Raw genomic sequence first — 22159 nt, 5'->3', positions numbered from 1 at the left:
GTGCACGTTCGCGTTGAAACGTTGTAGGGCGAAGGTGCGGTGACTGCCACATGTCAACGGCGTGTCGCGTACAGACACGCACGCTCGCGGATGGGCGAGATCAGAAGATGGAGTAGACCTTTCGCACCGTCTCGTGGACGTCCCAGGTGCCGGTCCAGCCCTTGGGGAACACCGCGACGTCGCCGACACCCACGTCGAGCGGTGTGCCGCCGTCCGGGGTCACCGTCATGCGGCCCGCGACCAGGTAGATGACCTCGTTGGTCTCCAGCGTCCAGCGCGAGGGGCCCGGCGCGCACTGCCAGATGCCCGCCGACGCGTCACCGTCGACCCAGATCTCGAGTCCGTGCGTCGCCATCGGATCACCGGTGGCCTCCTGCAGCGGGCCCCAGTCCTCGAGATCGGCATCGGCTGCGGCGGACAGGCTGGGTGTGATCACGAGGAGGCCTTCTCGGGGAATGGTAGGGAAATCGGTTCGGGGGCAACGCGACTGTTGCCGTCGGCGTCGAAGCGGTCGAGGCCGAGATCGGTCAGGTCCAGCCAGTCGCAGGTGCCCGTGAGCGTCACGTCGGCGGCGACCTGCGCGACGGCGGGGCCCCACATCATGCCGTGGCCCGCCGGGCTGGCGACCACGACGCCGTCGACCGGCCCGTCGTCGGCGAGCAGCGGGCCGAGGATCGGCAGGTGATCGGGGGTGTAGTCGATGGTCGCCGCCCAGGACCGCCGCAAACCCAGGCCGCGAACGGCGGGGAACAGGTACTCGATGCGATCACGCGCCTTGCGGTAGTAGCCCGTGTCGAAGTCGACCGCCTTGCCGGGGGACTCGTCGGGGTTGCTCATCCCCCACAGCACACCGCCGGCTTCACCGGGGCGCCAGTAGATTCCGGATGTCACGTCGAACACCATCGGCACGTCGTTAATGTCGATATCGGCCGGGGCCGCGGTGACGACGACCTGATGTCGAGCGCCACCGGCAGGCACGCGCCCACCCGCGGTCGCGCCGACCGCGGCGAGTTTCGGCCCGCCGGTCAGCACCACCCGATCGGTGTCGACGGGACCGTCCGACGTGTCGACGCCGACAACCCGACCGCCGCTGGTGCGCAGGCCGGTGAACCCGCACCGCTCCCGTACGTCGACACCGTGAGCGACCAACGCCGCGGTGTAGGCCAGAACGTTGCGCGGCGCGTCGATGTACCCGTCACCCGGCGCGTAGGACGCTCCGAGCGTGACGCCGGGCGCCAGGCCCGTGTGCCGTGTGTCGAGATCGTCGCCGCTGAGCCATTGCACGTCGAGGCCGAGGCTCTGCTGCAGCGCGATCCGGTCGTGTGCCTGCTGCACTTCGGTTTCCGTGAAGCACGGCATCAGGTAGCCCTGGGCGACGAAGCCGCAGTCGAGGGGAAAGCGCGCACCGGTCTCCGCGTAGAACTCCTGCGAACGGATCCCCAGCCGGATCGCGGTCTCGGTGCCGCCTTGCGCCCGCACCATGCCCGCGGCGCGACTGCTGGCACCGTCTCCGAGCGTTGCGGCTTCGAGCAGGACCACTGAGCCGACGCCGGATTCGGCGAGCAGGACGGCGGTCCACGCGCCCACCGTGCCTCCGCCGACCACCACCACGTCAGCCACATCGGACCTAGTCATACCAGTGAACGCTGGCATAGACTGAACGCTCAGTCAAGAGCGAGGAGCCCGGATGTACGGACTGACGGACGAGGATCGGCGCATCCAGGAGGTCGCCAGAGGCTTCGTCGATTCGCTGATTCCCCTCGAGGTCGAGACGGAGCTCGCCGGCGGCGTGATACCCAAGGAGGTGGCCGCCGAACACCATTCCAGAGCAATCGAATTGGGTCTGTACGCCACGAACATGCCGGTGTCGGTCGGCGGTCCCGGTTGCACCGCGCTACAGCAGGTGCTGGTGCAGGAGCAGACCGGTCGCGCGACCAACGGACTGGGTTGGGTCATGCACACCCCACCGCAGTGGTGGGTCGACGTCGCCACCGAGTACCAACGCGAACGGTGGTTGCTGCCCGCCGTCCGGGGCGAGAAGCACGAGGCCTACGCGATCACCGAGGAGTTCGCCGGATCGGACGTCTCCGCGCTCGAGACCACCGCCCGCCGGGAGGGTGACGAGTACGTCGTGAACGGTGTCAAGTGGCACGTCACGTCGTACAACCTGGCCGACTACTGCTTCGTACAGGCGCGCCTGGTCAACGGTCGATTCGAGGGCGAACACGTGCTGCTGGTGATCGACCTGCCGTGGCCGGGTGTGGAAGTCGTTCGTACACCGCACTACTCGCACCACATCGCCGACGAGCACCCGATCGTGTCGTTCACCAACGTGCGAGTCCCGGTCCGGAACCTGGTCGGCGCCGAAGGGGAGGGGATGACGTTCTCGCAGGACTGGTTCCGCTTCGAGCGGCTGATGGTTGCCGCCCGCTGCGTCGGGGCCGCGCAGCGACTGCTCGACGAGGTCACGTCGTTCGCACGGGACCGAGTCGTCGACGGCCGACGACTCGGCGATCATCAGCTGGTGGCGGGCATGCTCGCCGACACGGCCACCGAGTTGTTCGCGGCGCGAACCATGCTGTACGAGGTGGCGCGCTCGATCGACGGCGGTGCCGACCGTAAAACGCTGCACGCCCAGGCGTCGATGGCCAAGCTGTACTGCTCGGAGACGGCCGGACGCGCGGCCGACCGCGCAGTACAGATCTTCGGCGGCCGCGGCTACATGCGCGAGAACGTCGCCGAGCGGATGTACCGCGAGCTACGCGTCGAGCGAATCTGGGAGGGCGCCAGCGAGATTCAGCGGATCATCGTCGGCCGCCAGCTGCTGAACCGCGGCCCTGCGGCGGTGCTGGAGGGGCGCTGAACGTGGTATCAACCACCCGCTACAGCCCACGCAGTCGCACCGACAGGCAGGTGACGCACCCCTCCAGCTTCTCGAACTCCGAGATGTCCACCGTCACGACGCGGTAGCCGCGCGCCTCGAAGAGTTTCGCCGATTCCGGTGCCGCGGACGACATGAGAAGGACGTCGTCGTCCAGCAGCACCACGTGGGCGCCGGGCTCCTCGGGCACGGCGAGAAACGCGTCGCCCCAGACGCCCGGGTCGTCGACGACGGGCGCGTAGCCGATGACCGTGCCGTCCGGCAGCGCGGTGACGGCCGACTTGAGGTGCAGCACCTTCGTCAGCGGGATGGTGACGACCCGTGCCCCGAGGGGTTCGAGGGCCGCGGCCAGCTGGGCGATGCCCTCGTCGTTGGTGCGCCCGCCCCTGCCGACCCACACCGTGCCGCCGTGCTTGAGCACGTCGCCGCCGTCCAGGGTGCCCGGCGCCTCGATCTGGACCATCCGGTAGCCGAGCTCGCACACGGTGTCGGCGGCCGCCGGGATCTCGGTCCACCGCTCCTCGGCGCCCGGCCGGCTGATGACCGCGAGTTCACCGTAGACGACCATGGTGTCCTCGACGAATGCCGAATCGGGGCTGTCCGGTGCGGGCGGCACCTCGTGGGTGGTCCAGCCCGCGGCGTGCAGTGCCTCGACGTAGCCCTCCCACTGGCGCAGCGCGAGATCGGCGTCGACGTCGTCGCTGCGTTCGATGTGGGTAACCAGGCCTTCGGCGAGCAGCGGAGACGGCCGACGGACCAGGGCGCGACGATTCATCCGAAGATATTAACCCTCAAGGGCTTTCGCGCAGCCGGCCAGTACCGCGTTGAAGTTCCACGGCAACAGCCGCGAGCTGACGGCCTCCATGGGCTTTCCGCCGCCCCGCAGCGGGTGGGTGTAGCTGGACACCCAGTCGACGTGCGTCCCGGCGCCGGACGGCGTGAACGTCAGCGTGCCGCCCTCGTGGTCGAACGCGGGGAACGACCGAACGATGCGGTACGAGTAGCTCCGCGGTGGGTCGTACGCGGTGATCTCCTCCCGGAACCACATGCCCGCGGCGACGACCTCGCGCATCGCGCCCACCGACGGCGCCGCGGTGCCACGCGCCCACCGGGCGCGCAGGACGAGCGGTGCGGAGGTCAGGCTCCCCGGATCGGCCAGCCAGTCGAAGACCTCGTGCGGTGGTGCGGCGATGGTGCGTTCGACGCGCAGTTCGGCCATGCCGTCGAGGCTAGTCTTCGCGCACCTCGGGTACCCCGTCCGGGCGGGTGTCCGCACGCTCGGCGCCCAGCAGCTTCATCACGTGGTAGATCACCAGCGCCGCGATGGAGCCCAACGCGATACCGCCGAACGTGATGCCCTGGAACGACCAGGTGAAGTCGGCGATGCCGAGGATCAGCGGAATCGCCGCCGTCATCTGGTTGATGGGTTTGGAGAAGTCGACGTGGTTCGTCAGCCAGATGCGCACGCCGAGGATGCCGACGAGCCCGTACAGCACGACCGTCGCCCCACCGAGCACGCCCGCGGGGATCGCGGAGATGGCGGCTCCCACCTTCGGGCACAGCGACAGCGCGATCGCGACGAAGGCCGCTATCCAGTACGCCGCGGTCGAGTACACGCGGGTGGCCGCCATGACGCCGATGTTCTCGGCGTAGGTGGTGGTGGCCGATCCGCCGCCGAGCCCGGCCAGCGTGGTCGCCACTCCGTCGGCGGCCAGTGCGCGTCCCACGAGCGGGTCGACGTCCGTCCCGGTCATCTGGCCGACGGACTTGACGTGACCGATGTTCTCGGCGATCAGCACGACGACGACGGGAAGGAACAGCGGCATCACCGACAGGCTGAACGAGGGCCCGTGGAACTCCGGCAGCCCGATCCACGGCGCGGCGGCGATTGCGTCGCCGCCCTCGAACGCCCCCAGCGCGAGGGCGAGGGCGTAGCCGATCACGACGGCCAACAGAATGGCGAGCCTGCCGATGATGCCGCGGAAGAACGCCAGGATTAGGACGAGCAGGACGAGGGTGACGAACCCCAGCAGCGGGCCCTTCTCGAAATTCTGCTTGGCGACCGGTGCCAGGTTGAGCCCGATGAGCGCGACGATCGCACCGGTGACCACCGGCGGCAGAAGCAGGTCCAGCCACCGGGTTCCGACGAAGTGCACCACGGCACCGACGATGATCAACGACAGCCCCACCGCGATGAGGCCGCCCAGCGCGTGGCCCATCCGGTTGGTGCCCTCGATCGCGGTGATCGGCGCGATGACCGCGAAGCTCGACCCGAGGTAGCTCGGCAACCGGTTGCCGGTGATGATCAGGAACAGGATGGTCCCGACGCCGCTGAACAGCAGCGTCGTCGTCGGCGGGAAGCCGGTCAGCACCGGCACCAGGAACGTGGCGCCGAACATCGCGACGACGTGCTGCGCCCCGATGCCGATCGTGCGCGGCCAGCTCAGCCGCTCGTCGGGCGCGACGACGGTGGCGTCACGTGGGACTGCTCTCCAGGTCAGCGGGATCACAGGTGAGCACTCTAGGGATTTCGGCGTGATTCCGTTCGGTGAGCGATCGAGAACACGCCGAAACCGCAGAGAACCACGACGCTGCCCGCGAGCACCGACTGCCAGGGCAGTGACACGGCCAGCACCACGCAGCCCACCAAGCCGAGTACGGGAATCAGCTTGCCGCGCAACGTGAAAGCAGCCGCATTGGCGATCGAGTAGTAGATCAGGACCGCGAACGACGAGAAGCCGATGGCGCCGCGGAGGTCGACGAGCGCGGCGAGGGCGGCGACGACGACACCGACGGTGATTTCCGCCCGGTGCGGGCTGCCGAACCGCGGGTGCACGGCCGACAGGCCGGACGGCAGATACCGGTCCCGTGCCATTGCGAGCGCGGTGCGCGACACCCCGAGGATGAGCGCGAGCAGCGCGCCGGTCGCCGCCACCACGGCCGCGACCCGCACCACCGGCGCCAGCCAGGGGTGTCCGGCGGCCTCGACGGCGGCGGCGAGCGGCGCGGTGGCGGTGCCGAGGGCGTCGCCGCCCAGCACTCCGAGCACCGACACCGCGACCGCCGCGTACAGCGTGAGTGCGATGCCGAGCGAGATCGCGATGCTGCGCGGGATCGTCACCTCGGGGTTGCGCACCTCCTCACCCAGCGTGGCGATCCGGGCGTAGCCGGCGAAGGCGAAGAACAGCAGGCCGGCGCTCTGCAGCACGTCACCCACGCCAGCGGACCCCGTCAGGGCGAGGTTGCCGGTCTCGATCCGCGGCGCGATGGCCACCACGACGGTGCACAGCGCGGCGATCACGACGACGACGATGATCCGCGTCAGCAGCGCGGACTTCTGGACGCCGAGTACGTTGACCGCCGTCAGAACGAGCACCACCGCCACCGCGACGGCGCGCGCGTGATCGGGCCACGCGTAGGCGCCGACCGTCAACGCCATCGCCGCGCACGATGCCGTCTTGCCGACGACGAAGCTCCACCCGGCGGCGTGCCCCCAGACCGGGCCGAGTCGTTCGCGCCCGTACACGTAGGTGCCGCCGGACTGCGGATACAGCGCCGCGAGCCGGGCCGACGACGTCGCGTTGCAGTACGCGACGGCGGCGGCGATGGCGAGGCCGACGAGCAACCAGGAACCGGCCGCGGCCGCCGCCGGGGTCAGCGCGGCGAAGATCCCCGCGCCGAGCATGGCGCCGAGTCCCACCGTGACGGCATCGAGCGTGCCGAGGCGTCGCGTGAGCACGCGCCGATCCTAGAGGTGCTCGGTTACAGCGGATATGCCGATGTCAGGCGTGACACCTCGGGTTTGGTGAACACGTCGTTCAGCGTGACCGTTCGGAGGTTCCGCTCGGCGATGACGTCGAGCAGTTGGTGGTAGACGCTCGTCACCGGTGGATGGTTCAGGTGGCCGATGACGATGTTCTGCGCGACGCAGTACTTCGCGGCGTTGGCGACGATGTCGGATGGTGCCAGGATCGCGTCGTCGCCGATGTTGCCGTTCCACATCGTGACGACGGTGTAGCCGAGGTCGCCCGCCACCTTGGTGACGAGATCGTTGGAGGCGCCGTAGGGCGGCCGGAAGTACGGCGTGGCGTCCACACCGAAGGTGTCCCGCAGGAACCCGTGGTTGCGGCTCAGTTCGTCGGCGACGTCGGGTGCGCTGAGTTTGGTGAGGTCGCGGTGGCGCCAGGTGTGGTTGCCGATCTGGACCTGGCCCGACTCGACCAGCGGGAGCAGCAGGTCGCGGTTGTCCGTCCACGACGAGTACACGCCGTTGGCGAACATCGTCAGCCGGATGCCGGTGTCGTGTGCGAGTTGTGCGTAGGCGCGGACCACCGCGGTGTCGACCCCGTCGTCGAGGGTCAGCGCGAGCAGGTCGCCGGGTCCGGGCAGCGCGCTCAGGACGGCGCCGCCCGGCAGTGCGATCCGGGCGGCGGGTGGCGGGGGCGGCAGCAGAGCCGGCCACTGCGGCGGGGGTGGCGGTGCAGGCGCGGGCGCGATCTGCGCGGCTTGGCTCGACGGGTCGCTCGCGCACCGCGCCATCGCGACGGCGGTGGCCGACGCCACCACCCCGAGCAGCACCGTGCGCCGTGACACCACACGTGTCACTCCAGTCACATCGGGCACAGATGAAGGGTAGCTGGAAAACGTGGAGAAGCCACGCAACCAGGCCCGTACCGGGCTACCGGTTGCGAATGACGTTGCTCGCCAGGTAGGCCACGTAACCGACCGAGCCGAGCACCGCGAGCTTGCGGGTCTTCGGTGAGAGCAGGCCGACGCCGATGACGGTCTCGATGCCGCCGTTGATCTGGATGTGGCGCGCGGTGTCGGTGGGGAAGGCGCCCTTGGTGATGCCCTCGAACAACTCCGGCTTCGCGAAGTGCGCAAGCCCCGCCCCCGTCAACGACAGGCCCGCGAGGACCGGCAGTCGTGAGCTCTTCTTCTCGGCCAAGGTGTACTCCTTCTCCAATGGTGTGGTGTGTCAGACGATCTGGTAGTCGCTGAGCGGGAACTCGGAGGCCTCCTTGATGGCGGACTCCGTCGACGACGGGCGCAGCAGCGTGGGCTCGCCCGCGGGGTTGAAGTAGTACGACCTCGCGGTGGCGCAGTTGCCCATGGTGAACAGTGACTCGCCCAGGAGCTCGGTCATCCGATCGAGAAACGCCGTGTTGGCCTGCTCCGTCACCTCGAAAGTCGTTGCGCCTCTGCGCTTCACCTCGGAGAAGAGGCGGTCCATGAGCCGCATCTGGTACTCCATGGTGTTGAAGAAGTTCAGGCCGAGGAAGGCGTACGGGCTGGCGAGGCTGAGGTAGTTCGGGAAGTAGGGCATCGACACGCCCTGGTAGGCCTGGAACCTGGTTTCGCGCCACCACTTCCCGAGGTTGCGACCGTCGCGGCCGATGATCTCGACGGCGGGGAAGTTCGCCTCCCACAGGTCGAAGCCGGTGGCGAGCACCAGGGTGTCGACGACGTTCTTGCCGCCGTCGTTGCCGACGATGCCGTCGGCCTCGATGCGTGCGATGCCCGCGTCCTGCAGGTGTACGTGCGGCTTGGTGAAGGCGCGGTAGTAGCCGTTGCTGAATGTCGGTCGCTTGCAACCGAAGTCGTAGTCCGGCGTGAGTCTGCGACGCAGGTCCTTGTCGCGGATCGTCGCGAAGCGGTGGATCTTCGACAGGTCGGCCGCCGAGATGTTGAACCGCCCGCGGAAGGTGCCGTAGTGGCGGACCGCCACCGAGACCATCACCTCGTAAATGCTGTCGGTCAGCCAGCGGATCACGCGTTGCGTCACCGGCACCCGTGCGAACAGCCGCTTGGCGCGCTCGCCGAACCGGACGTCGATCTTCGGCACCACCCAGATCGGGGTGCGCTGATACACGGTCAGATCTGCGGCCCGCTTGGCGAGCTCGGGGATCAGCTGTACCGCGGTCGCTCCGGTGCCGATCACGGCGATCCGCTTGCCCGCGGCGTCGAAGTCGTCCTCCCACTCCGTGGTGTGGATGACCTTGCCCTCGAACGTCTCGATACCCGCGATCTCCGGCACCTTCGGCTGTGACAGGAAGCCGGTGGCGGTCAGCAGGAAGCGCGCTGAGACGGTCGCACCGTCACGTAAAGCGATGCGCCAGAGCGAGGCGTCCTCGTCCCAGCGGGCCCCCTCGACCACGGTGTTGTAGCGGATGTGGCGGCGCACGTCGTACTTGTCGGCGACGTGGTCGGCGTACTGCTTGATCTCCGGTCCGGGGGTGAACAACCGCGACCAGTTCGGATTGGGTTCGAAGTAGTACGAGTAGGTCGTGGTGGGGACGTCGACGGCCAGGCCGGGGTAGTGGTTGACGTACCAGGTTCCGCCCAGATCGTCCTCGCGCTCGAGGATGACGATGTTCTCGTAGCCGAGGCGTTTCAGCTGGATGGCGGCCCCGATGCCGGCGAAACCGGCACCCACGATGACCGCGTCATGGTGTTCCGAAGGCATGCGGTGACGGTACCAGGGGTACCAGCTACCTCACTCCGTGAGCGATCCCGACCGCTTCGGATCGAACGTCGCGATGCAGGTGATCGCCCGGTCGTCCTGCTTCCACGTCTCCGGTGTCGGGTACAGCACGTAGATGCCGATCGAGTCGTCGTCGATCGCGTCCGGGGCGATCGACAACAGCTCGTCGGGGCACCTGTTCTGGTACGCGTCGATCTTCGACTGACCGGGGTAGTCGCCGTCCGGCATGTCGATGACGGCGTACACCTCACCCGAATGCGGCTGGGCGCAGTCGGTCGTCGGCAGCGTCATGACCCGCGCATCGCTGGGGAGGTCGGTGATGCAGTCGCCGACCTTCATGTTGGTGGCGATGGTGTTGTCCTTCAGCGCGAACACCCCGATGATCAGCACGCCGATTCCGAGCAGTATCAGCACGCCCAGGACCGAAAGGCCGATGATCAACGGCTTCTTGGATTTCTTGGGCGGGGTGTACGGATAGCCGGGTCCGCCCTGACCGTAGGACGCGCCGCCGTAGGGCAGCGGTGGTGGCGGTGGCGGCGCCCCGTAAGCGGGCTGCTGGGGTCCGGGAGGCGGCGGCCAGGATCCACCGGGTGGTGGCGGCGGTTGCCCGCCATAAGGTTGGTTCGGGTCTCCGGAAGGCCAGGTCACCTCTGGAAGGTAGCAGCATCCCCGGCACGGTGACGGACGGTCACCCGAGCAGTCGAAGGGCCGCGTCGACGGCCAGTGCCGGCACGTTCAGGGACTTGGAACCGAGGTCGTGTCTGGCGCCGGTGATCTCGACGAACTCCGTTGCGGCACCGACGAGTGCGAGCGCGGCCCGCATCTCCTCCGGCGACCCGAACGGATCGGCCGTGCCGTGGGTGAACACGGTCGGCACCGCGATGGCGGGCAGGTGCTCGGTGCGTGCCCGCTCCGGTTTGCCGGGCGGATGCAGGGGATAGGACGTCAGCGCGAGCACGTCGACCGCGAGCCCGTCGGCCACCGCCACGGACGTCATCCGGCCGCCGTACGAGTGACCGCCCGCCACCACGGGCCCGTCCGTCAGCCCCCTGGCCAGCTCGACGGCTTCGACGACGCCCTCCTGATCCGCTTTCGCCGACCCCGACGGCGGGCCCTTCGGCCTGCGCCGCCGGTACGGCAGGTTGTAGCGGATCGCGAGCCAGCCGCGGCCGGCCCACTCATCGCACAGCCCGACCAGCAGAGCGCCGTCCCGGTTACCGCCTGCGCCGTGCGTGAGTACGACGGCGCCCACCGGGCTGCCCTCCGGTTCGTGGGCGATACCCGCGATGTCGTCGAGCGTCACGCGTTGAGCCTGAACAGTGCCGACACCGGGCCGTGCCCGTGGCCCAACGGGTATGCGGCGCGCAGACATTCGGTGACCCACGCCTTGGCGAACGCCACCGCGTCGGGCACCGGGAAGCCGTGCGCCAGCGCGCACGCTGCGGCCGCGGCCAGGGTGTCACCGGCGCCGTGGTCGTGGGGGGTGTCGATGCGGTCGGCGTCGAACTCGTGGAACTCGGTGCCGTCGAAGAGGACATCCGGGCTGTGATCGGACGACCGCAGGTGCCCGCCCTTGACCAGGGCCCACGCCGGCCCGAGCGCGTGCAGGGCGCGGGCGGCGTCGCGCTGGGACTTCGAGTCGACGACGTCGATTCCGACGATCAGCCGCACTTCGTCGAGATTCGGCGTGACCAGGGTGGCCAGCGGGAACAGCTCCGAGCGCAGCGCGTCGAGCGCCGACGGATGCAGGAGCGGGTCGCCGTGCATGGACGCGCACACCGGATCGACGACGAGCGGGACCTCGTCATCCAATCCGCGCCAGGTGTCGGCGACGGCGCCGATGATCTCCGACGAGGCGAGCATGCCGGTCTTGGCGGCCTGGATGCCGATGTCTCCCGCGACGGCCTCGATCTGGCCGGCGACGATGTCGAGTGGAAGCTCGTGAAATCCCTTGACGCCGACCGAGTTCTGCACGGTCACCGCGACGACGGCGACGCACCCGTGCACTCCGAGCATCGCGAACGTGCGGGAGTCGGCCTGAATGCCCGCACCGCCGCCCGAGTCGGTGCCCGCGATCGTCATGACGCGCAGCGGGGTCTGGCCCGGCGGAGTCAACGGCAGGTAGTCCATGAGCTCAAGGGTAGAGAGGGGCGCTCGCCACGGGTCGCGAAGGCGGCTCCTGCGGGGAATGGAATTGCCCGGAGATCCTTTGTATAGCTAACATATGTATTTTGGCGTGGGCCGGATACGGCCGGATTCGGATTGTGCGAAGAGATGACGACTGAGATCGAGATGACCGACACCGCCCGGACTACCGACGAGGCCCTGTCCGCGACTGCCCGCCGGCGGTCGCGGATGGACCACGATCACCCGCGCTACAAGTGGATCGTGCTGTCCAACACCACGTTGGGCATCCTTCTGGCGGCGATCAACGCGTCCATCGTGCTGATCTCGCTGCCCGCGATCTTCCGCGGCATCGGGTTGAACCCGCTGTCGCCGGGCAACGTCAGCTACCTGCTCTGGATGATCATGGGCTACCTGGTGGTGACGGCGGTGCTGGTCGTGCCGTTCGGCCGCCTCGGCGACATGTTCGGCCGCGTGAAGATCTACAACCTCGGCTTCGTCGTCTTCACCGTGGCGGCCGTCGCGCTGTCCTTCGACCCCTTCCACCTGGGCGGCGGCGCCGTCTGGCTGATCGCGTGGCGGGTGATCCAGGGCATCGGCGGCGCGATGCTCATGGCCTCGTCATCGGCGATCCTCACCGACGCGTTCCCGGCCAAACAGCGCGGCATGGCGCTCGGCGTGAACATGGTCGCCGCTGTGGCGGGCTCCTTCCTGGGCCTGCTGGTCGGTGGCGTCCTGTCCGAATGGCACTGGCAGGCCGTGTTCTGGGTAGGCGTTCCGATCGGCATCCTCGGCACCGTCTGGAGCTACCGTTCGCTGCGCGAACTGGGTGCCCGCACCCCCGGCCGGCTGGACTGGGTCGGTGCGGTGACGTTCGGACTCGGGCTGACGGTCTTGCTCGTCGGCATCACCTACGGCATTCAGCCCTACGGCGACTCCAGCACCGGCTGGACGAGCCCCTGGGTGCTCGGTTCGATCGGCGTCGGGCTGCTGCTTCTGGTCGGGTTCGTCCTCGTCGAACTACGCGTCGATTCGCCGATGGTCGACATCCGGCTGTTCAGATCCGCGACGTTCGGCATGGGCAACCTGGCCGGGCTGATGTCCTCGGTGGGCCGCGGTGGCCTGCAGTTCATGCTGATCATCTGGTTACAGGGCATCTGGCTTCCCCTGCACGGCTACAGCTTCGAGTCGACGCCGCTGTGGGCGGGCATCTACCTGTTGCCGGCCACGTTCGGCTTCCTGGTGTCCGCGCCGTTCGCAGGTTGGCTGTCGGATCGGATCGGGGCGCGGCCGCTGACCGTCGGTGGCATGCTTCTGATGGCCGCGTCATTCGTTGCGCTGCTGCTGATTCCGGTGAACTTCGACTACTGGATCTTCGCGCTGTTGGTGTTCCTGAACGGTGTCGGCGGCGGGTTCTTCACCGCACCGAACACCGCGGCCATCATGTCGAGCGTGCCCGCCGATCAGCGCGGCGCCGCCTCCGGCGTGCGGTCGACGTTCTTCAACGCGGGCAGCTCGCTGTCCATCGGCGTCTTCTTCTCGCTGATGATCGTCGGCCTCGCCCAAACGCTGCCGTCGGCGATGTACAACGGCCTTCAGGCGCAGGGTGTTTCGGCCGACGTGGCCCGGCAGGTGGCCGATCTACCGCCGGTCGGCAGCCTGTTCGCCGCGTTCCTCGGTTACAACCCCATCGAGGAACTGCTGGGCCCGTCGGGTGCGCTCGACGCGCCGGGCGTCGACGCCGAGGTGCTGACGGGCAAGACGTTCTTCCCGCAGCTCATCACCGAGCCGTTCCACTCCGGGCTCACCGTCGTGTTCATCGCGGCGGCCGTGATGATGGTCATCGGTGCGATCGCGTCGCTGTTCAACCCCGGCCGCTATGCCGACGCTCCTGGCGCCGACAACGTCTCCTAACGCCTAAGCCGCGGGTGGGACTCGGAACAGCGCGCCCCTCAGGAACAGGTCGTCAGCATTGCGGACGATGATCGCGCCTGCGGGCAGCCGACTGGCGATCTCGAGGTTGTCGTCCGCGACGTCTTCCGCCCACGCGAGCGGCCAGCCGCCGTCCGGCAGGCTGGTACTGAAGGCCAGTACGACGTCGTCGCGCGTCATCTCCGACTCGACGACCATGGCGGTGGTCGTCGCGCGGTGTGAGGACGCGCCGGCGAAACCCCGTGCGCAGCCGCACTCCTCCCGATCGCAAGGGGTCTGGATCCACACCAGTTCGCCCTCGACGCAATAGTGATAGTCGCTGGGGTTCGTGCCCTGGGTGTGAGCGGTCGCGACGAGGATTCTCACAAGCACGGCTCCAATGATTCGAACATGTGTTCGACAATAGCGATGCTAACCGACGGAATTGCTTTGCTGTCGGCGGGGCTGCGGAAGTGTCTGCTCATCGACGTTCGATGCCGACGGCAGAAGTTAGCTCGATTCCAGTTGTAAGGATCGATATCGGCTGGGAACATGCACGAATGGCAACGGGGGTGGTGGATCGTCCCGCGGAGCAGCGCGCCCTGACCGAGCTGCTGGCTGTGAGCGCCGAACGCCCCGCGGCGCTGATGCTCACCGGAGAGGCCGGTATCGGCAAGACCACGGTGTGGATCGACGGCATAGAGAGGGCCACCGCGGCGGGTTTCCGGGTGCTGTCGACCAGGATCTCCGCGGCTGAGACGGTGCTCGCCTATGCGGGACTCGCGGGTCTACTGAGCTCCGTCGATCCGGAGGTGTACGCATGGCTGCCGCCGACGCAGCGGTTGGCCCTGGACCGGGTCATGCTCAGGGAGGACGCCGACGGTCCGATGACCGACCAACGCGCCGTCGGCGCGGCGTTCGCGTCGGTGCTCGCCACCCTCGCCGGTGCGACGCCCCTGCTTGTCGCCATCGACGACGTGCAATGGCTCGACGTGCCGAGCATGCAGGTCGTGTCAGCGGTGGCCCGTCGACTCGCCGGGCCGATAGGCCTCCTGGCCACCGTGCGCACGGGTGCCGACGACGTGTCGCCGCGGACCTGGCTTGAGCTGCCGCGACCGGAGAGCATGCAGTGGATCACTCTGCAGCCCTTGAGCGTTGGCGCGTTGCACACGGTGGTGTTCGACCGGGTGGGGCGGTCGTTCTCGCGGCCGAGGATGCTTCAGATTCACGAGACATCGGGCGGTAATCCCTTCTACGCAGTCGAGCTCGCTCGCGCAGCCGATGACGGCGCCTGGGACGCCGGAGCCTCGCTGCCGAGCAGCCTCGCCGAAGTGGTCCACCTGCGGATCGGCAACGTCGGCGAGGAGGCCGAGTCGGCATTGTTAGCCGCGGCGGCATTGGCCGATCCGACAGTGGAGTTGGTGGCTCGCGCGACCGACAGCACTCCCGCCGCGGTGGTCGCCGCGCTCGAGGACGCCGAGGAAAAGGGCATCGTCATCATCGACGGGCACCGGTTGCGCTACACCCACCCGCTCCTCGCGCGTGGGGTGTACAGCGCGAGCGCACCGGCACGTAGGCGCAGGATTCATCGCAGGCTCGCCGAGATACTGGACGAGCCGGAACTGCGTGCGCGCCATCTGGCGCTGGCGTCGGCCGAGGGCGACCAGGAGACGTTGGCGTCGTTGGATGGTGCGGCGCAGACGGCCAGACAGCGAGGAGCGCCGGCGTTCGCCGCCGAACTCCTCGATCTGGCCATCGGGCTCGGGGGCGCCACTTCCGAGCGCCGCATCCTCGCGGCGATGAACTACTTCGATGCCGGCGATCTCGCCACCGCGCGCGCTCGACTGGACAGTGTGATCGGCGGGCTCGGCCCCGGTCCGTTGCGTGCTCAGGCGATGACGCTGCTGGCCAACGTCCGCCTGCACGACGACAGTTTCGCGGAGGCGGCCGGTCTGCTCGCCCGCGCCGCCGATGAGTGTGACGATCCCGCCTCACGAGTGCAGATCCTCATCATGCGGAGCTACGCGCTCTTCAACTGCGGCGAGACCGAGGTCGCGACGGCGTACATCAAGGACGCCGTCGCGGAGGCCACCGCACTCGGGCACCCGGCCCTCTTGAGCTCCACGCTCGGCATGCACACCACGTTGCGCTTCCTGGTGGGCGACGGTCTCGATGACGAGGGTTTGCGGCGCGCAATAGAACTCGACGACGATAACGAAGCCGTGCCGGTCGCCGCGCGCATCAGGGTGCAGCACGCGTTGCTGCGTGCGTGGTCCGGCGAGCTGGCCGACGCCGACGCGGAGCTGGCTGCGCTGCGGCGGCGCTGCGCCGAGAGGGGCGAGGAGACGGAACTCATCTTTCTCGGCTTCCACGCTGCCCTCGTCAGCGTCTGGCAGGGCAGGCTGGATTCCGCGGAGGTCGTGGCGACCGACCTCATGCAACGCGCCGTGCAACTCGGCGGTGATCTGCCGATTTTCATCGCGCTGTCGGTGCGCGCGATGGTCGACGCGTACAGCGGCCGAGTCGATGACGTCCGGCGCGACACCGAACGCGCGCTCGCCGCAGGTCGCCGATGCAAGTCGCAACGACTGATTGAGTGGCCGATCTCGAACCACGCCTTCCTGACCCTGTCGCTCGGACGATACGACGATGCGCTCGTGACGCTGCAGCCTCTGGTGGACGGGCTGTTCGCAGCTCCTCGCGCCACCGAGATCGTGTCGGCGTCGTTCGTGCCCGACGCGGTCGAGGCGATGTGCGCCGTAGGTCGCTCCGACGACGCCGATCGCCTGATCACCGTGTTCGAAGCCAATGCCGTTCGGCTCGACAGACCTTGGATGCTCGCGGTCGGCGCGCGCGGCCGAGCGGCCGTGCTGGCCGCACAGGGCGACACGGCGCGTGCCACCGAAGCGGTGACGCTCGCGCTGGATCACCACCGGCGGGTGCCCATGCCGTTCGAACTGGCTCGCACCGAGTTGCTGGCGGGCCAACTGGCGCGCCGTAACCGGCGCCGGGACGCGGCGCAGGTTCTGCTACGCAAGGCGCTCGCCGGCTTCGAGGCGGTCGGGACTCCGTTGTGGGCGGAGCGCGCCCGTGCCGAACTCAGCAGGGTGGACGTGACGGTCCGGCACGCGGACGGGCTGAGCGCGACGGAGCGCGGCGTTGCTGAGCTCGCCGCGACCGGTGCCACCAATCGCGACACGGCCGCCAAGCTGTTCATCAGCCAGAAAACCGTAGAGGCCCACCTAACTCGCATCTACCGCAAACTCGACATCCACTCAAGGGCCGAGCTGGCGCGGATTATGAGCAGAACCGATCCGTAGGGAAACACCCGATTCGAGGGAGCACCCCCCGGCCATATCGTGGCTGGATGACGTGCGCGCGATCGAACTTGCACTTCCTGGCTGAGTGGTACTGGCCGACCTCGACCGCACCTGAGTTCGACGCCGCGGTGACGCACCTTATCGACCTCGCCGAGGCGTCGGAGGCATCGGTGCAGCTGCTCGTCACCGTGCTCGTCGAATCAGACGAGGTGGCTTTCGCGGTGTTCGGCGCGCGCTCCGCGGCGTCGGTGGCGGAGCTCTGCGAGCGAGCGGGGATGCCCGCTCAGCGGCTGACTCAGGTGGCCAACACCCGCTTCCCTTCGGCTGTTCAGGTCAGCTCGACCAGCACCGGCGCGTGATCGCTGGGCGCCGGCGTGCCCTTCTTACCCGGCTTGCGCTCCTCGCGGACGATCTCGGCGTGCGTCACCCGAGCCGCGAATTCCGGTGAGCCCAGAATGAAGTCGATGCGCATGCCCTGCTTCTTCGGGAAGCGCAACTGCGTGTAGTCCCAGTAGGTGAAGTTGCCCGGCGGTGGCGCGTACGGCCGAACCACGTCGGTGAAGCGGTCCTCGATCGCGCGGAACGCCGCCCGCTCGGGTTCGGTGACGTGGGTGGCGCCCCGGAAGTGCTCAACGTCCCAGACGTCGTCGTCGGTCGGGGCGATGTTCCAGTCACCCACCAGCGCGACGGGGGTGGCCGGGTCGTCGGCCAGCCATCCGCTCGCGGTATTGTGAAGAGCGGCAAGCCATTCCAGCTTGTACTGATAGTGCGGGTCCTCGATCGTCCGGCCGTTGGGGACGTACAGGCTCCACACTCTCACCCCGTTGCAGGTAGCGCCGATCGCCCGCGCCTCGTCGGCGTCGTTCCACACCGGCTGTCCTTCGAAGCCGATCTGCACGTCCTCGAGGCCCACCCGCGACGCGATCGCGACGCCGTTCCACTGGTTGAGGCCGATGTGCGCCACGTCGTAGCCCAGCGCCGCGAACGGCATCGTCGGGAACTGGGCGTCGGTGCACTTGGTCTCCTGCATCGCCAGCACGTCGACCTCGGCGCGCTGCAGCCAGTCGGTGACGCGGTCGATACGGGAGCGGATCGAGTTGACGTTCCAGGTGGCCAGTCGCACGGCTAGAGGTTACGGGCGTCGACGTACCGGACCCGGTGCTGGGTGGTGAAGCCCATCGCCTCGAAGAGGTCGATCGCCGGTTTGTTCTCGGTCAGGACCTGCGTGTACGCCCGCGTGGCGCCCTGCTGGTGGCCCCAGTGCACCAGGGCCGAACAGATGCCCCGGCCGTGCCCCCGCCCTCGACTGTCCTCGTTGACGTGCACGGCCGACAGGCCCAGCCAGCGGGTCCCGTCGGGAGCCTCGGTGACGGCCCCCCGCGCCACGGCGACACCAGGGAACGTCGCGAACGCCACCTCGCCCTCGATCACCGCTGTCAGCACGTCGTCGGGTACGCCGCGGGGATCGACGGCGCGCCACAGCGCATCCGGACGCGGCGTGATGACCGGGAGGGTCTCCCCCGACTGCGGGCCGACATCGCTCACCATCACCAGGTTCTCGCCGTCGGTGGCCACGCCCGGCAGCACCCGGAACAGTCGGTCGGGCGCCGCGATCAGCGGGGGCGCGTCGCGCGCCGCGTACCAGTCGATGATCGCGGGCACCGTTGCGGGAGAGGCCCACGCCTCCAACGGAATCGCCGAGTTGGCCCGACGGGTGTGCCCGCCGCCGAAGCGCAGCAGCCAGCCGTCGATCCAGTGCTGCTCGGTGCCGGGCCAACCGCGTGCGGCGGCGTGCTCGAGGTTGCGGATCTGCGAGGTGCGCACCGGCTGCTCTGGAATGATCCGGAACGCCTGAACGTCGCGCGCGTCGACGCTGACCAGTTCGCCGTGCCGGGTGCGAACCCGGACCGTCGGCCCGCTGAGTTCGACGTGGCCGACGACGTCGGTGTACGGCCGTGCCGCGGGTTCGGGCAGCCGGTAGCGCAGGCTGACCCTCGAGCCCTCCGGCGGCAGCTTCACGGCTAGTGCCCGAACGGATCCGGGTCCTCGCCCGGCATCCAGGTGTTGCCCGGCACGCCCCAGCCGTTCGACTTGATGGTCCGCTTGGCGGCCCGCGCGTGCCTGCCGATCAGCCCGTCGACGTAGAGGAAGCCGTCGAGGTGGCCGGTTTCGTGCTGCAGCATCCTGGCGAACAGGCCGTTGCCCTCGAGCGTGATCGGAGTGCCGTCGGCGTCCAGGCCGGTGACCCGCGCCCAGGTGGCCCGGCCGCGCGGGAACGACTCGCCGGGCACCGACAGGCAACCTTCGTCGTCGTTGTCCGGATCGGGCATCGTCTCGGGGATGTCGGAGGTCTCCAGCACGGGGTTGACGATGACGCCGCGCCGCCGCGCGGCCATGCCCCGTTCGTCGGCGCAGTCGTAGACGAACACGCGTTGCGACACGCCGATCTGGTTGGCGGCCAGGCCAACACCGTTCGCGGCGTCCATGGTGTCGAAGAGGTTCGCGATCAACTCGGCGAGTTCCGCGGGCAGGCTTCCGTCGTCCCCGACGGGCACGGGAGTGGTCGCGGTGTGCAGGACGGGATCTCCCACGATGCGGATCGGAACAACGGCCATGTGCAAAGCGTAATGAGCAGCGTTTCGTCGGCCGACTCGCGGGTGACGATCACCGCTCAACTCGTGCCGCCGTGGTTGAATGTTCGCCGACAGCACCGGAATGTCACTGAGTAAGTCGTAGTTGGAGAGGGTCCTAGCAGCAATGGACGGCGCCATCGCGCGGACCGAGGGGTCCGGGGACTCCGCGGAGAACACTGTCACCGACGGGCTCACTCGCCGCGAACACGACATCCTCGCCTTCGAGCGGCAGTGGTGGAAGTACGCGGGCTCGAAGGAAGACGCCATCAAGGAGCTGTTCGCCATGTCGGCGACGCGCTACTACCAGGTGCTCAACGCCCTCGTCGACCGTCCCGAGGCGCTTGCCGTCGATCCGATGCTGGTCAAGCGGCTGCGTCGGCTTCGCGCCAGCAGGCAGAAGGCCCGCGCGGCCCGTCGTCTCGGCTTCGACGTCACCTGAGCTTTTCACCTCGTGGGCGCCTCTGAAATAGTGTGGGCTCGATGAACCAGCGAGAGTCCTCCGGGCTGCCCCTGCGCGCCATGGTGATGGTGCTGCTGTTCCTCGGCGTGGTCTTTCTGCTGGTCGCCTTTCAGGCGATGGGTGGCAGCGACGACGACTCGGACACCTCGAGCGCCACCTCGGTGACGTCGACCATCAACCCGACCACCACGACGACCCCCACGTCCACGGAGTCCGACGCGCCTCGGCCCGAAGTGCGCGTTTACAACGTCTCCGATGTCGACGGTGCCGCGGACCGCGTGGCCACCCAACTCAAGGACCAGCAGTGGAATGCGCGGGCGGAGAACCTCCCGCTCAACGAGGTGCCTGCGGAGACGACGGTCTACTGGGGTCCGACGCCCGGCGAGCGCGCTGCCGCCGAGGACGTCGGGGCGATCCTGCAGGCGCCCGTCGTCGAGCGAATTCCCGAACTCGGAGACCAGCCGCCGGGAGTAATCGTGGTGGTCACCGGTTAGGCTTTGCGCATGCCGATCTCCGCCCCGCTTCGCCTTCTCGCCGCCGCGGCGCTCGTCGTCCCGATCGCGAGTGCCTGTGCCCCGTACGAGCCGGAAACGGACGCGCCGTACACGACACCGCCCGTCTGGACCGGCTCGCCTGCGCCGGCCGCCGAGGGCGAGTCCGAGAGCGAGACGCCCGCTGCCTCGGCGGAGCAGTTGACCGCGGAGCTCAAGAACCCCGCCGGCGTCACCGTTGCCACGGCGGAGTTCTCGTTCGCCGACGACGTCGCGACCGTCACGGTCAAGACCGTCGCAACGGGGTTGCTGACGCCGGGATTCCACGGCATGCACATCCACTCGGTGGGCAAGTGCGAACCGAATTCGGTGGCTCCGGCGGGGGGTGCGCCCGGCGACTTCAACTCCGCGGGCGGACACCTCCAGGTGGACGGCCGCACGGGACACCCGATGAGCGGTGACCTCTCGTCGCTGTTCGTCCGTGAGGACGGCAGCGCCGAACTCGTCACGACCACCGACGCGTTCACCGCGGAGCAACTGCTCGACGGGCAGGGCACGGCCATCATGATCCACGAGAAGGCCGACAACTTCGCCAACATCCCGCCCGAGAAGTACCAGCAGGTCAACGGCACTCCGGGACCCGACGAGAACACATTGGCCACCGGCGACGCAGGCAAGCGCGTGGCGTGCGGTGTCGTATCCGTCTCGTAGGGCGTCGGCCGGCCCGCGGCCGGAGCGGATCGCCTTCAACCGCTCGCAGCGGCCGACCGTCGGAGTCGAGTGGGAGTTCGCGCTCGTCGACCCCGTGACCCGTGACCTCGCCAACGAGGCCGCGGGCGTCATCGCCGAGATCGGCGAAACCCCGCACGTCCACAAGGAACTGTTGCGCAACACCGTCGAGGTCGTCACCGGGATCTGCAAGAACGCGGGCGAGGCGATGGAGGATCTGCGCGGCACGCTCGGCATCGTCCGCCCCATCGTCCGCGAGCGCGGCATGGAGTTGTTCTGCGCGGGCACCCATCCGTTCGCGGAGTGGGAGAAGACCGAACTGACCGACGGCGCGCGCTACGCCGAGTTGATCAAGCGCACGCAGTGGTGGGGCCGCCAGATGCTGATCTGGGGTGTGCACGTGCACGTCGGCGTCTCGTCGGCGAACAAGGTGATGCCGATCATCACGTCGCTGCTGAACCACTACCCGCACCTGCTCGCCCTGTCCGCGTCGTCGCCGTACTGGGACGGCGAGGACACCGGCTACGCCAGTAACCGCGCGATGATGTTCCAGCAGCTGCCGACGGCCGGGCTGCCGTTCCACTTCCAGAGGTGGTCGCACTTCGAGCGTTTCGTGCACGACCAGAAGAAGACCGGAATCATCGATCACATGAACGAGATCCGTTGGGACATAAGGCCGTCCCCGCATCTCGGCACCATCGAGGTGCGGATCTTCGACGGGGTGTCGAATATCGCCGAGCTCGGTGCGCTGGTGGCGCTGACGCACTGCCTGATCGTCGACCTGGACCGCCGCCTCGACGCGGGCGAGCAGCTGCCGACCATGCCGCCGTGGCACGTACAGGAGAACAAGTGGCGGGCCGCGCGGTACGGGCTCGACGCCGTGATCATCCTCGACGCGGACAGCAACGAGAGGCTCGTCACCGAGGACCTCGACGACGTGCTGAACCGCCTCTACCCCATCGCGACGTCGCTGGGTTGCGCCGACGAACTCGCCGCGGCGTCGTCGATCGCCGTCAACGGGGCGTCCTACCAACGCCAGCGCCGCGTCGCCGAGGAGAACGGCGGAGACTTGCGGGCGGTCGTCGACTCGCTGGTGGCGGAGCTGGAGCTGTGAGCGACTCAGGGG

At 68.6% G+C, this 22159-nt stretch carries 24 protein-coding genes; 8 read left to right on the top strand and 16 right to left on the bottom strand.

Translation table 11 applies throughout. The features are described 5' to 3' along the window. Nucleotides 1-100: 100 nt before the first annotated feature. A complete protein-coding gene (locus tag NM203_RS07430; protein ID WP_255059188.1) occupies nucleotides 101-436 on the bottom strand; it encodes a cupin domain-containing protein in 336 nt (111 codons plus the stop codon). Continuing rightward, nucleotides 433-1635: an NAD(P)/FAD-dependent oxidoreductase gene (locus NM203_RS07425; RefSeq protein ID WP_255059187.1), complete on the bottom strand. Its 1203-nt coding sequence runs from the start codon at nucleotides 1633-1635 to the stop codon at nucleotides 433-435. The genes NM203_RS07430 and NM203_RS07425 overlap by 4 nt, the downstream gene beginning before the upstream one ends. A 52-nt stretch (nucleotides 1636-1687) precedes the next feature. Between NM203_RS07425 and NM203_RS07420 the strand changes: the two genes are divergently transcribed. Then, a complete protein-coding gene (locus NM203_RS07420) occupies nucleotides 1688-2863 on the top strand; it encodes an acyl-CoA dehydrogenase family protein (protein ID WP_255059186.1) in 1176 nt (391 codons plus the stop codon). 19 nt (nucleotides 2864-2882) lie between these two features. Here NM203_RS07420 and ddaH read toward each other — a convergent pair whose 3' ends face one another. The 10 genes from ddaH to thiD form a co-directional block, all read right to left on the bottom strand. Continuing rightward, on the bottom strand, nucleotides 2883-3656 hold the full coding sequence (ddaH, locus tag NM203_RS07415) for a dimethylargininase (protein ID WP_255059185.1): 774 nt from the start codon (nucleotides 3654-3656) through the stop codon (nucleotides 2883-2885). A 9-nt stretch (nucleotides 3657-3665) separates the two neighbouring features. Continuing rightward, nucleotides 3666-4100, bottom strand: coding sequence for an SRPBCC family protein (locus NM203_RS07410; RefSeq protein WP_255059184.1), 435 nt, complete (start codon nucleotides 4098-4100; stop codon nucleotides 3666-3668). 10 nt (nucleotides 4101-4110) lie between these two features. After that, nucleotides 4111-5391 carry a uracil-xanthine permease family protein gene (locus NM203_RS07405; protein ID WP_255059183.1) on the bottom strand — a complete coding sequence of 427 codons (1281 nt, stop codon included), beginning with the start codon at nucleotides 5389-5391 and terminating at the stop codon, nucleotides 4111-4113. Nucleotides 5392-5402: 11 nt separating this feature from the next. Beyond that, the gene (locus NM203_RS07400; RefSeq protein ID WP_255059182.1) at nucleotides 5403-6620 is read right to left on the bottom strand and encodes an APC family permease; all 1218 of its coding nucleotides are present in this window, start codon (nucleotides 6618-6620) and stop codon (nucleotides 5403-5405) included. Nucleotides 6621-6643: 23 nt separating this feature from the next. After that, nucleotides 6644-7504 carry a polysaccharide deacetylase family protein gene (locus tag NM203_RS07395; protein ID WP_255059181.1) on the bottom strand — a complete coding sequence of 287 codons (861 nt, stop codon included), beginning with the start codon at nucleotides 7502-7504 and terminating at the stop codon, nucleotides 6644-6646. A gap of 55 nt (nucleotides 7505-7559) precedes the next feature. After that, nucleotides 7560-7829, bottom strand: coding sequence for a DoxX-related protein (locus NM203_RS07390; RefSeq protein ID WP_255059180.1), 270 nt, complete (start codon nucleotides 7827-7829; stop codon nucleotides 7560-7562). Nucleotides 7830-7859: 30 nt separating this feature from the next. Beyond that, complete coding sequence (locus tag NM203_RS07385; protein WP_255059179.1) at nucleotides 7860-9347, bottom strand: flavin-containing monooxygenase; 1488 nt, start codon at nucleotides 9345-9347, stop codon at nucleotides 7860-7862. 30 nt (nucleotides 9348-9377) lie between these two features. Continuing rightward, entirely contained in the window at nucleotides 9378-9806 is a 429-nt protein-coding gene (locus tag NM203_RS07380; RefSeq protein WP_255059178.1) for a septum formation family protein, read from the bottom strand. A 247-nt stretch (nucleotides 9807-10053) separates the two neighbouring features. After that, nucleotides 10054-10668 (bottom strand): alpha/beta hydrolase family protein, encoded by a 615-nt coding sequence (locus tag NM203_RS07375; RefSeq protein ID WP_255059177.1) that lies wholly within the window; start codon nucleotides 10666-10668, stop codon nucleotides 10054-10056. Then, nucleotides 10665-11495, bottom strand: coding sequence for a bifunctional hydroxymethylpyrimidine kinase/phosphomethylpyrimidine kinase (thiD, locus tag NM203_RS07370; protein WP_255059176.1), 831 nt, complete (start codon nucleotides 11493-11495; stop codon nucleotides 10665-10667). The genes NM203_RS07375 and thiD overlap by 4 nt, the downstream gene beginning before the upstream one ends. A 144-nt stretch (nucleotides 11496-11639) precedes the next feature. On the opposite strand from thiD, the gene NM203_RS07365 reads away from it, so the two are divergent. Beyond that, nucleotides 11640-13403 carry an MFS transporter gene (locus NM203_RS07365; RefSeq protein ID WP_255059174.1) on the top strand — a complete coding sequence of 588 codons (1764 nt, stop codon included), beginning with the start codon at nucleotides 11640-11642 and terminating at the stop codon, nucleotides 13401-13403. Between the two features lie 3 nt (nucleotides 13404-13406). On the opposite strand, the gene NM203_RS07360 is transcribed toward NM203_RS07365, so the two are convergent. After that, nucleotides 13407-13793, bottom strand: coding sequence for a DUF7715 family protein (locus NM203_RS07360; RefSeq protein WP_255059173.1), 387 nt, complete (start codon nucleotides 13791-13793; stop codon nucleotides 13407-13409). A gap of 167 nt (nucleotides 13794-13960) precedes the next feature. Between NM203_RS07360 and NM203_RS07355 the strand changes: the two genes are divergently transcribed. Both NM203_RS07355 and NM203_RS07350 read left to right on the top strand, forming a co-directional pair. Further along, nucleotides 13961-16720 (top strand): helix-turn-helix transcriptional regulator, encoded by a 2760-nt coding sequence (locus NM203_RS07355; protein WP_255059172.1) that lies wholly within the window; start codon nucleotides 13961-13963, stop codon nucleotides 16718-16720. A 47-nt stretch (nucleotides 16721-16767) separates the two neighbouring features. Beyond that, nucleotides 16768-17079, top strand: coding sequence for a hypothetical protein (locus NM203_RS07350; RefSeq protein ID WP_255059171.1), 312 nt, complete (start codon nucleotides 16768-16770; stop codon nucleotides 17077-17079). Here the strand turns inward: NM203_RS07350 and NM203_RS07345 are convergent. Genes NM203_RS07345 through NM203_RS07335 form a run of 3 tightly spaced genes read right to left on the bottom strand, consistent with a single transcriptional unit; the run spans nucleotide 17049 to nucleotide 19335 of the window. Then, a complete protein-coding gene (locus tag NM203_RS07345) occupies nucleotides 17049-17843 on the bottom strand; it encodes an exodeoxyribonuclease III (RefSeq protein WP_255059170.1) in 795 nt (264 codons plus the stop codon). The genes NM203_RS07350 and NM203_RS07345 overlap by 31 nt on opposite strands. Nucleotides 17844-17845: 2 nt before the next feature. Beyond that, nucleotides 17846-18739: an N-acetylglutamate synthase, CG3035 family gene (locus NM203_RS07340; RefSeq protein WP_255059169.1), complete on the bottom strand. Its 894-nt coding sequence runs from the start codon at nucleotides 18737-18739 to the stop codon at nucleotides 17846-17848. A gap of 2 nt (nucleotides 18740-18741) precedes the next feature. Next, a complete protein-coding gene (locus tag NM203_RS07335; RefSeq protein ID WP_255059168.1) occupies nucleotides 18742-19335 on the bottom strand; it encodes a peptide deformylase in 594 nt (197 codons plus the stop codon). A gap of 142 nt (nucleotides 19336-19477) precedes the next feature. On the opposite strand from NM203_RS07335, the gene NM203_RS07330 reads away from it, so the two are divergent. The 4 genes from NM203_RS07330 to NM203_RS07315 are packed head-to-tail and all read left to right on the top strand — an operon-like array spanning nucleotide 19478 to nucleotide 22147. Beyond that, complete coding sequence (locus NM203_RS07330) at nucleotides 19478-19792, top strand: nucleoid-associated protein NapA (protein WP_255059167.1); 315 nt, start codon at nucleotides 19478-19480, stop codon at nucleotides 19790-19792. Between the two features lie 41 nt (nucleotides 19793-19833). Beyond that, the gene (locus NM203_RS07325) at nucleotides 19834-20307 is read left to right on the top strand and encodes a LytR C-terminal domain-containing protein (protein ID WP_255059166.1); all 474 of its coding nucleotides are present in this window, start codon (nucleotides 19834-19836) and stop codon (nucleotides 20305-20307) included. Nucleotides 20308-20316: 9 nt separating this feature from the next. Beyond that, nucleotides 20317-21015 carry a superoxide dismutase[Cu-Zn] gene (sodC, locus tag NM203_RS07320; RefSeq protein WP_255059165.1) on the top strand — a complete coding sequence of 233 codons (699 nt, stop codon included), beginning with the start codon at nucleotides 20317-20319 and terminating at the stop codon, nucleotides 21013-21015. Next, on the top strand, nucleotides 20996-22147 hold the full coding sequence (locus tag NM203_RS07315; RefSeq protein ID WP_408633311.1) for a glutamate--cysteine ligase: 1152 nt from the start codon (nucleotides 20996-20998) through the stop codon (nucleotides 22145-22147). The genes sodC and NM203_RS07315 overlap by 20 nt, the downstream gene beginning before the upstream one ends. The last annotated feature ends 12 nt before the right edge of the window (nucleotides 22148-22159 follow it).

It is taken from the genome of Mycolicibacterium arenosum, from assembly GCF_024320865.1.
Lineage (GTDB): Bacteria > Actinomycetota > Actinomycetes > Mycobacteriales > Mycobacteriaceae > Mycobacterium > Mycobacterium arenosum.
The sequence above is the reverse complement of the archived record's forward strand: the minus strand, read 5'-3'. Positions and strand labels throughout refer to the sequence as shown.

Bases quoted from the DNA above. Each gene is read 5' to 3' on its own strand.
- NM203_RS07425 (WP_255059187.1), bottom strand. From the start codon at position 1,635: ATGACTAGGTCCGATGTGGCTGACGTGGTGGTGGTCGGCGGAGGCACG.
- NM203_RS07420 (WP_255059186.1), top strand. From the start codon at position 1,688: ATGTACGGACTGACGGACGAGGATCGGCGCATCCAGGAGGTCGCCAGA.
- ddaH (WP_255059185.1), bottom strand. From the start codon at position 3,656: ATGAATCGTCGCGCCCTGGTCCGTCGGCCGTCTCCGCTGCTCGCCGAA.
- NM203_RS07410 (WP_255059184.1), bottom strand. From the start codon at position 4,100: ATGGCCGAACTGCGCGTCGAACGCACCATCGCCGCACCACCGCACGAG.
- NM203_RS07385 (WP_255059179.1), bottom strand. From the start codon at position 9,347: ATGCCTTCGGAACACCATGACGCGGTCATCGTGGGTGCCGGTTTCGCC.
- thiD (WP_255059176.1), bottom strand. From the start codon at position 11,495: ATGGACTACCTGCCGTTGACTCCGCCGGGCCAGACCCCGCTGCGCGTC.
- NM203_RS07365 (WP_255059174.1), top strand. From the start codon at position 11,640: ATGACGACTGAGATCGAGATGACCGACACCGCCCGGACTACCGACGAG.
- NM203_RS07355 (WP_255059172.1), top strand. From the start codon at position 13,961: ATGGCAACGGGGGTGGTGGATCGTCCCGCGGAGCAGCGCGCCCTGACC.
- NM203_RS07350 (WP_255059171.1), top strand. From the start codon at position 16,768: ATGACGTGCGCGCGATCGAACTTGCACTTCCTGGCTGAGTGGTACTGG.
- NM203_RS07335 (WP_255059168.1), bottom strand. From the start codon at position 19,335: ATGGCCGTTGTTCCGATCCGCATCGTGGGAGATCCCGTCCTGCACACC.
- NM203_RS07330 (WP_255059167.1), top strand. From the start codon at position 19,478: ATGGACGGCGCCATCGCGCGGACCGAGGGGTCCGGGGACTCCGCGGAG.
- NM203_RS07325 (WP_255059166.1), top strand. From the start codon at position 19,834: ATGAACCAGCGAGAGTCCTCCGGGCTGCCCCTGCGCGCCATGGTGATG.
- sodC (WP_255059165.1), top strand. From the start codon at position 20,317: ATGCCGATCTCCGCCCCGCTTCGCCTTCTCGCCGCCGCGGCGCTCGTC.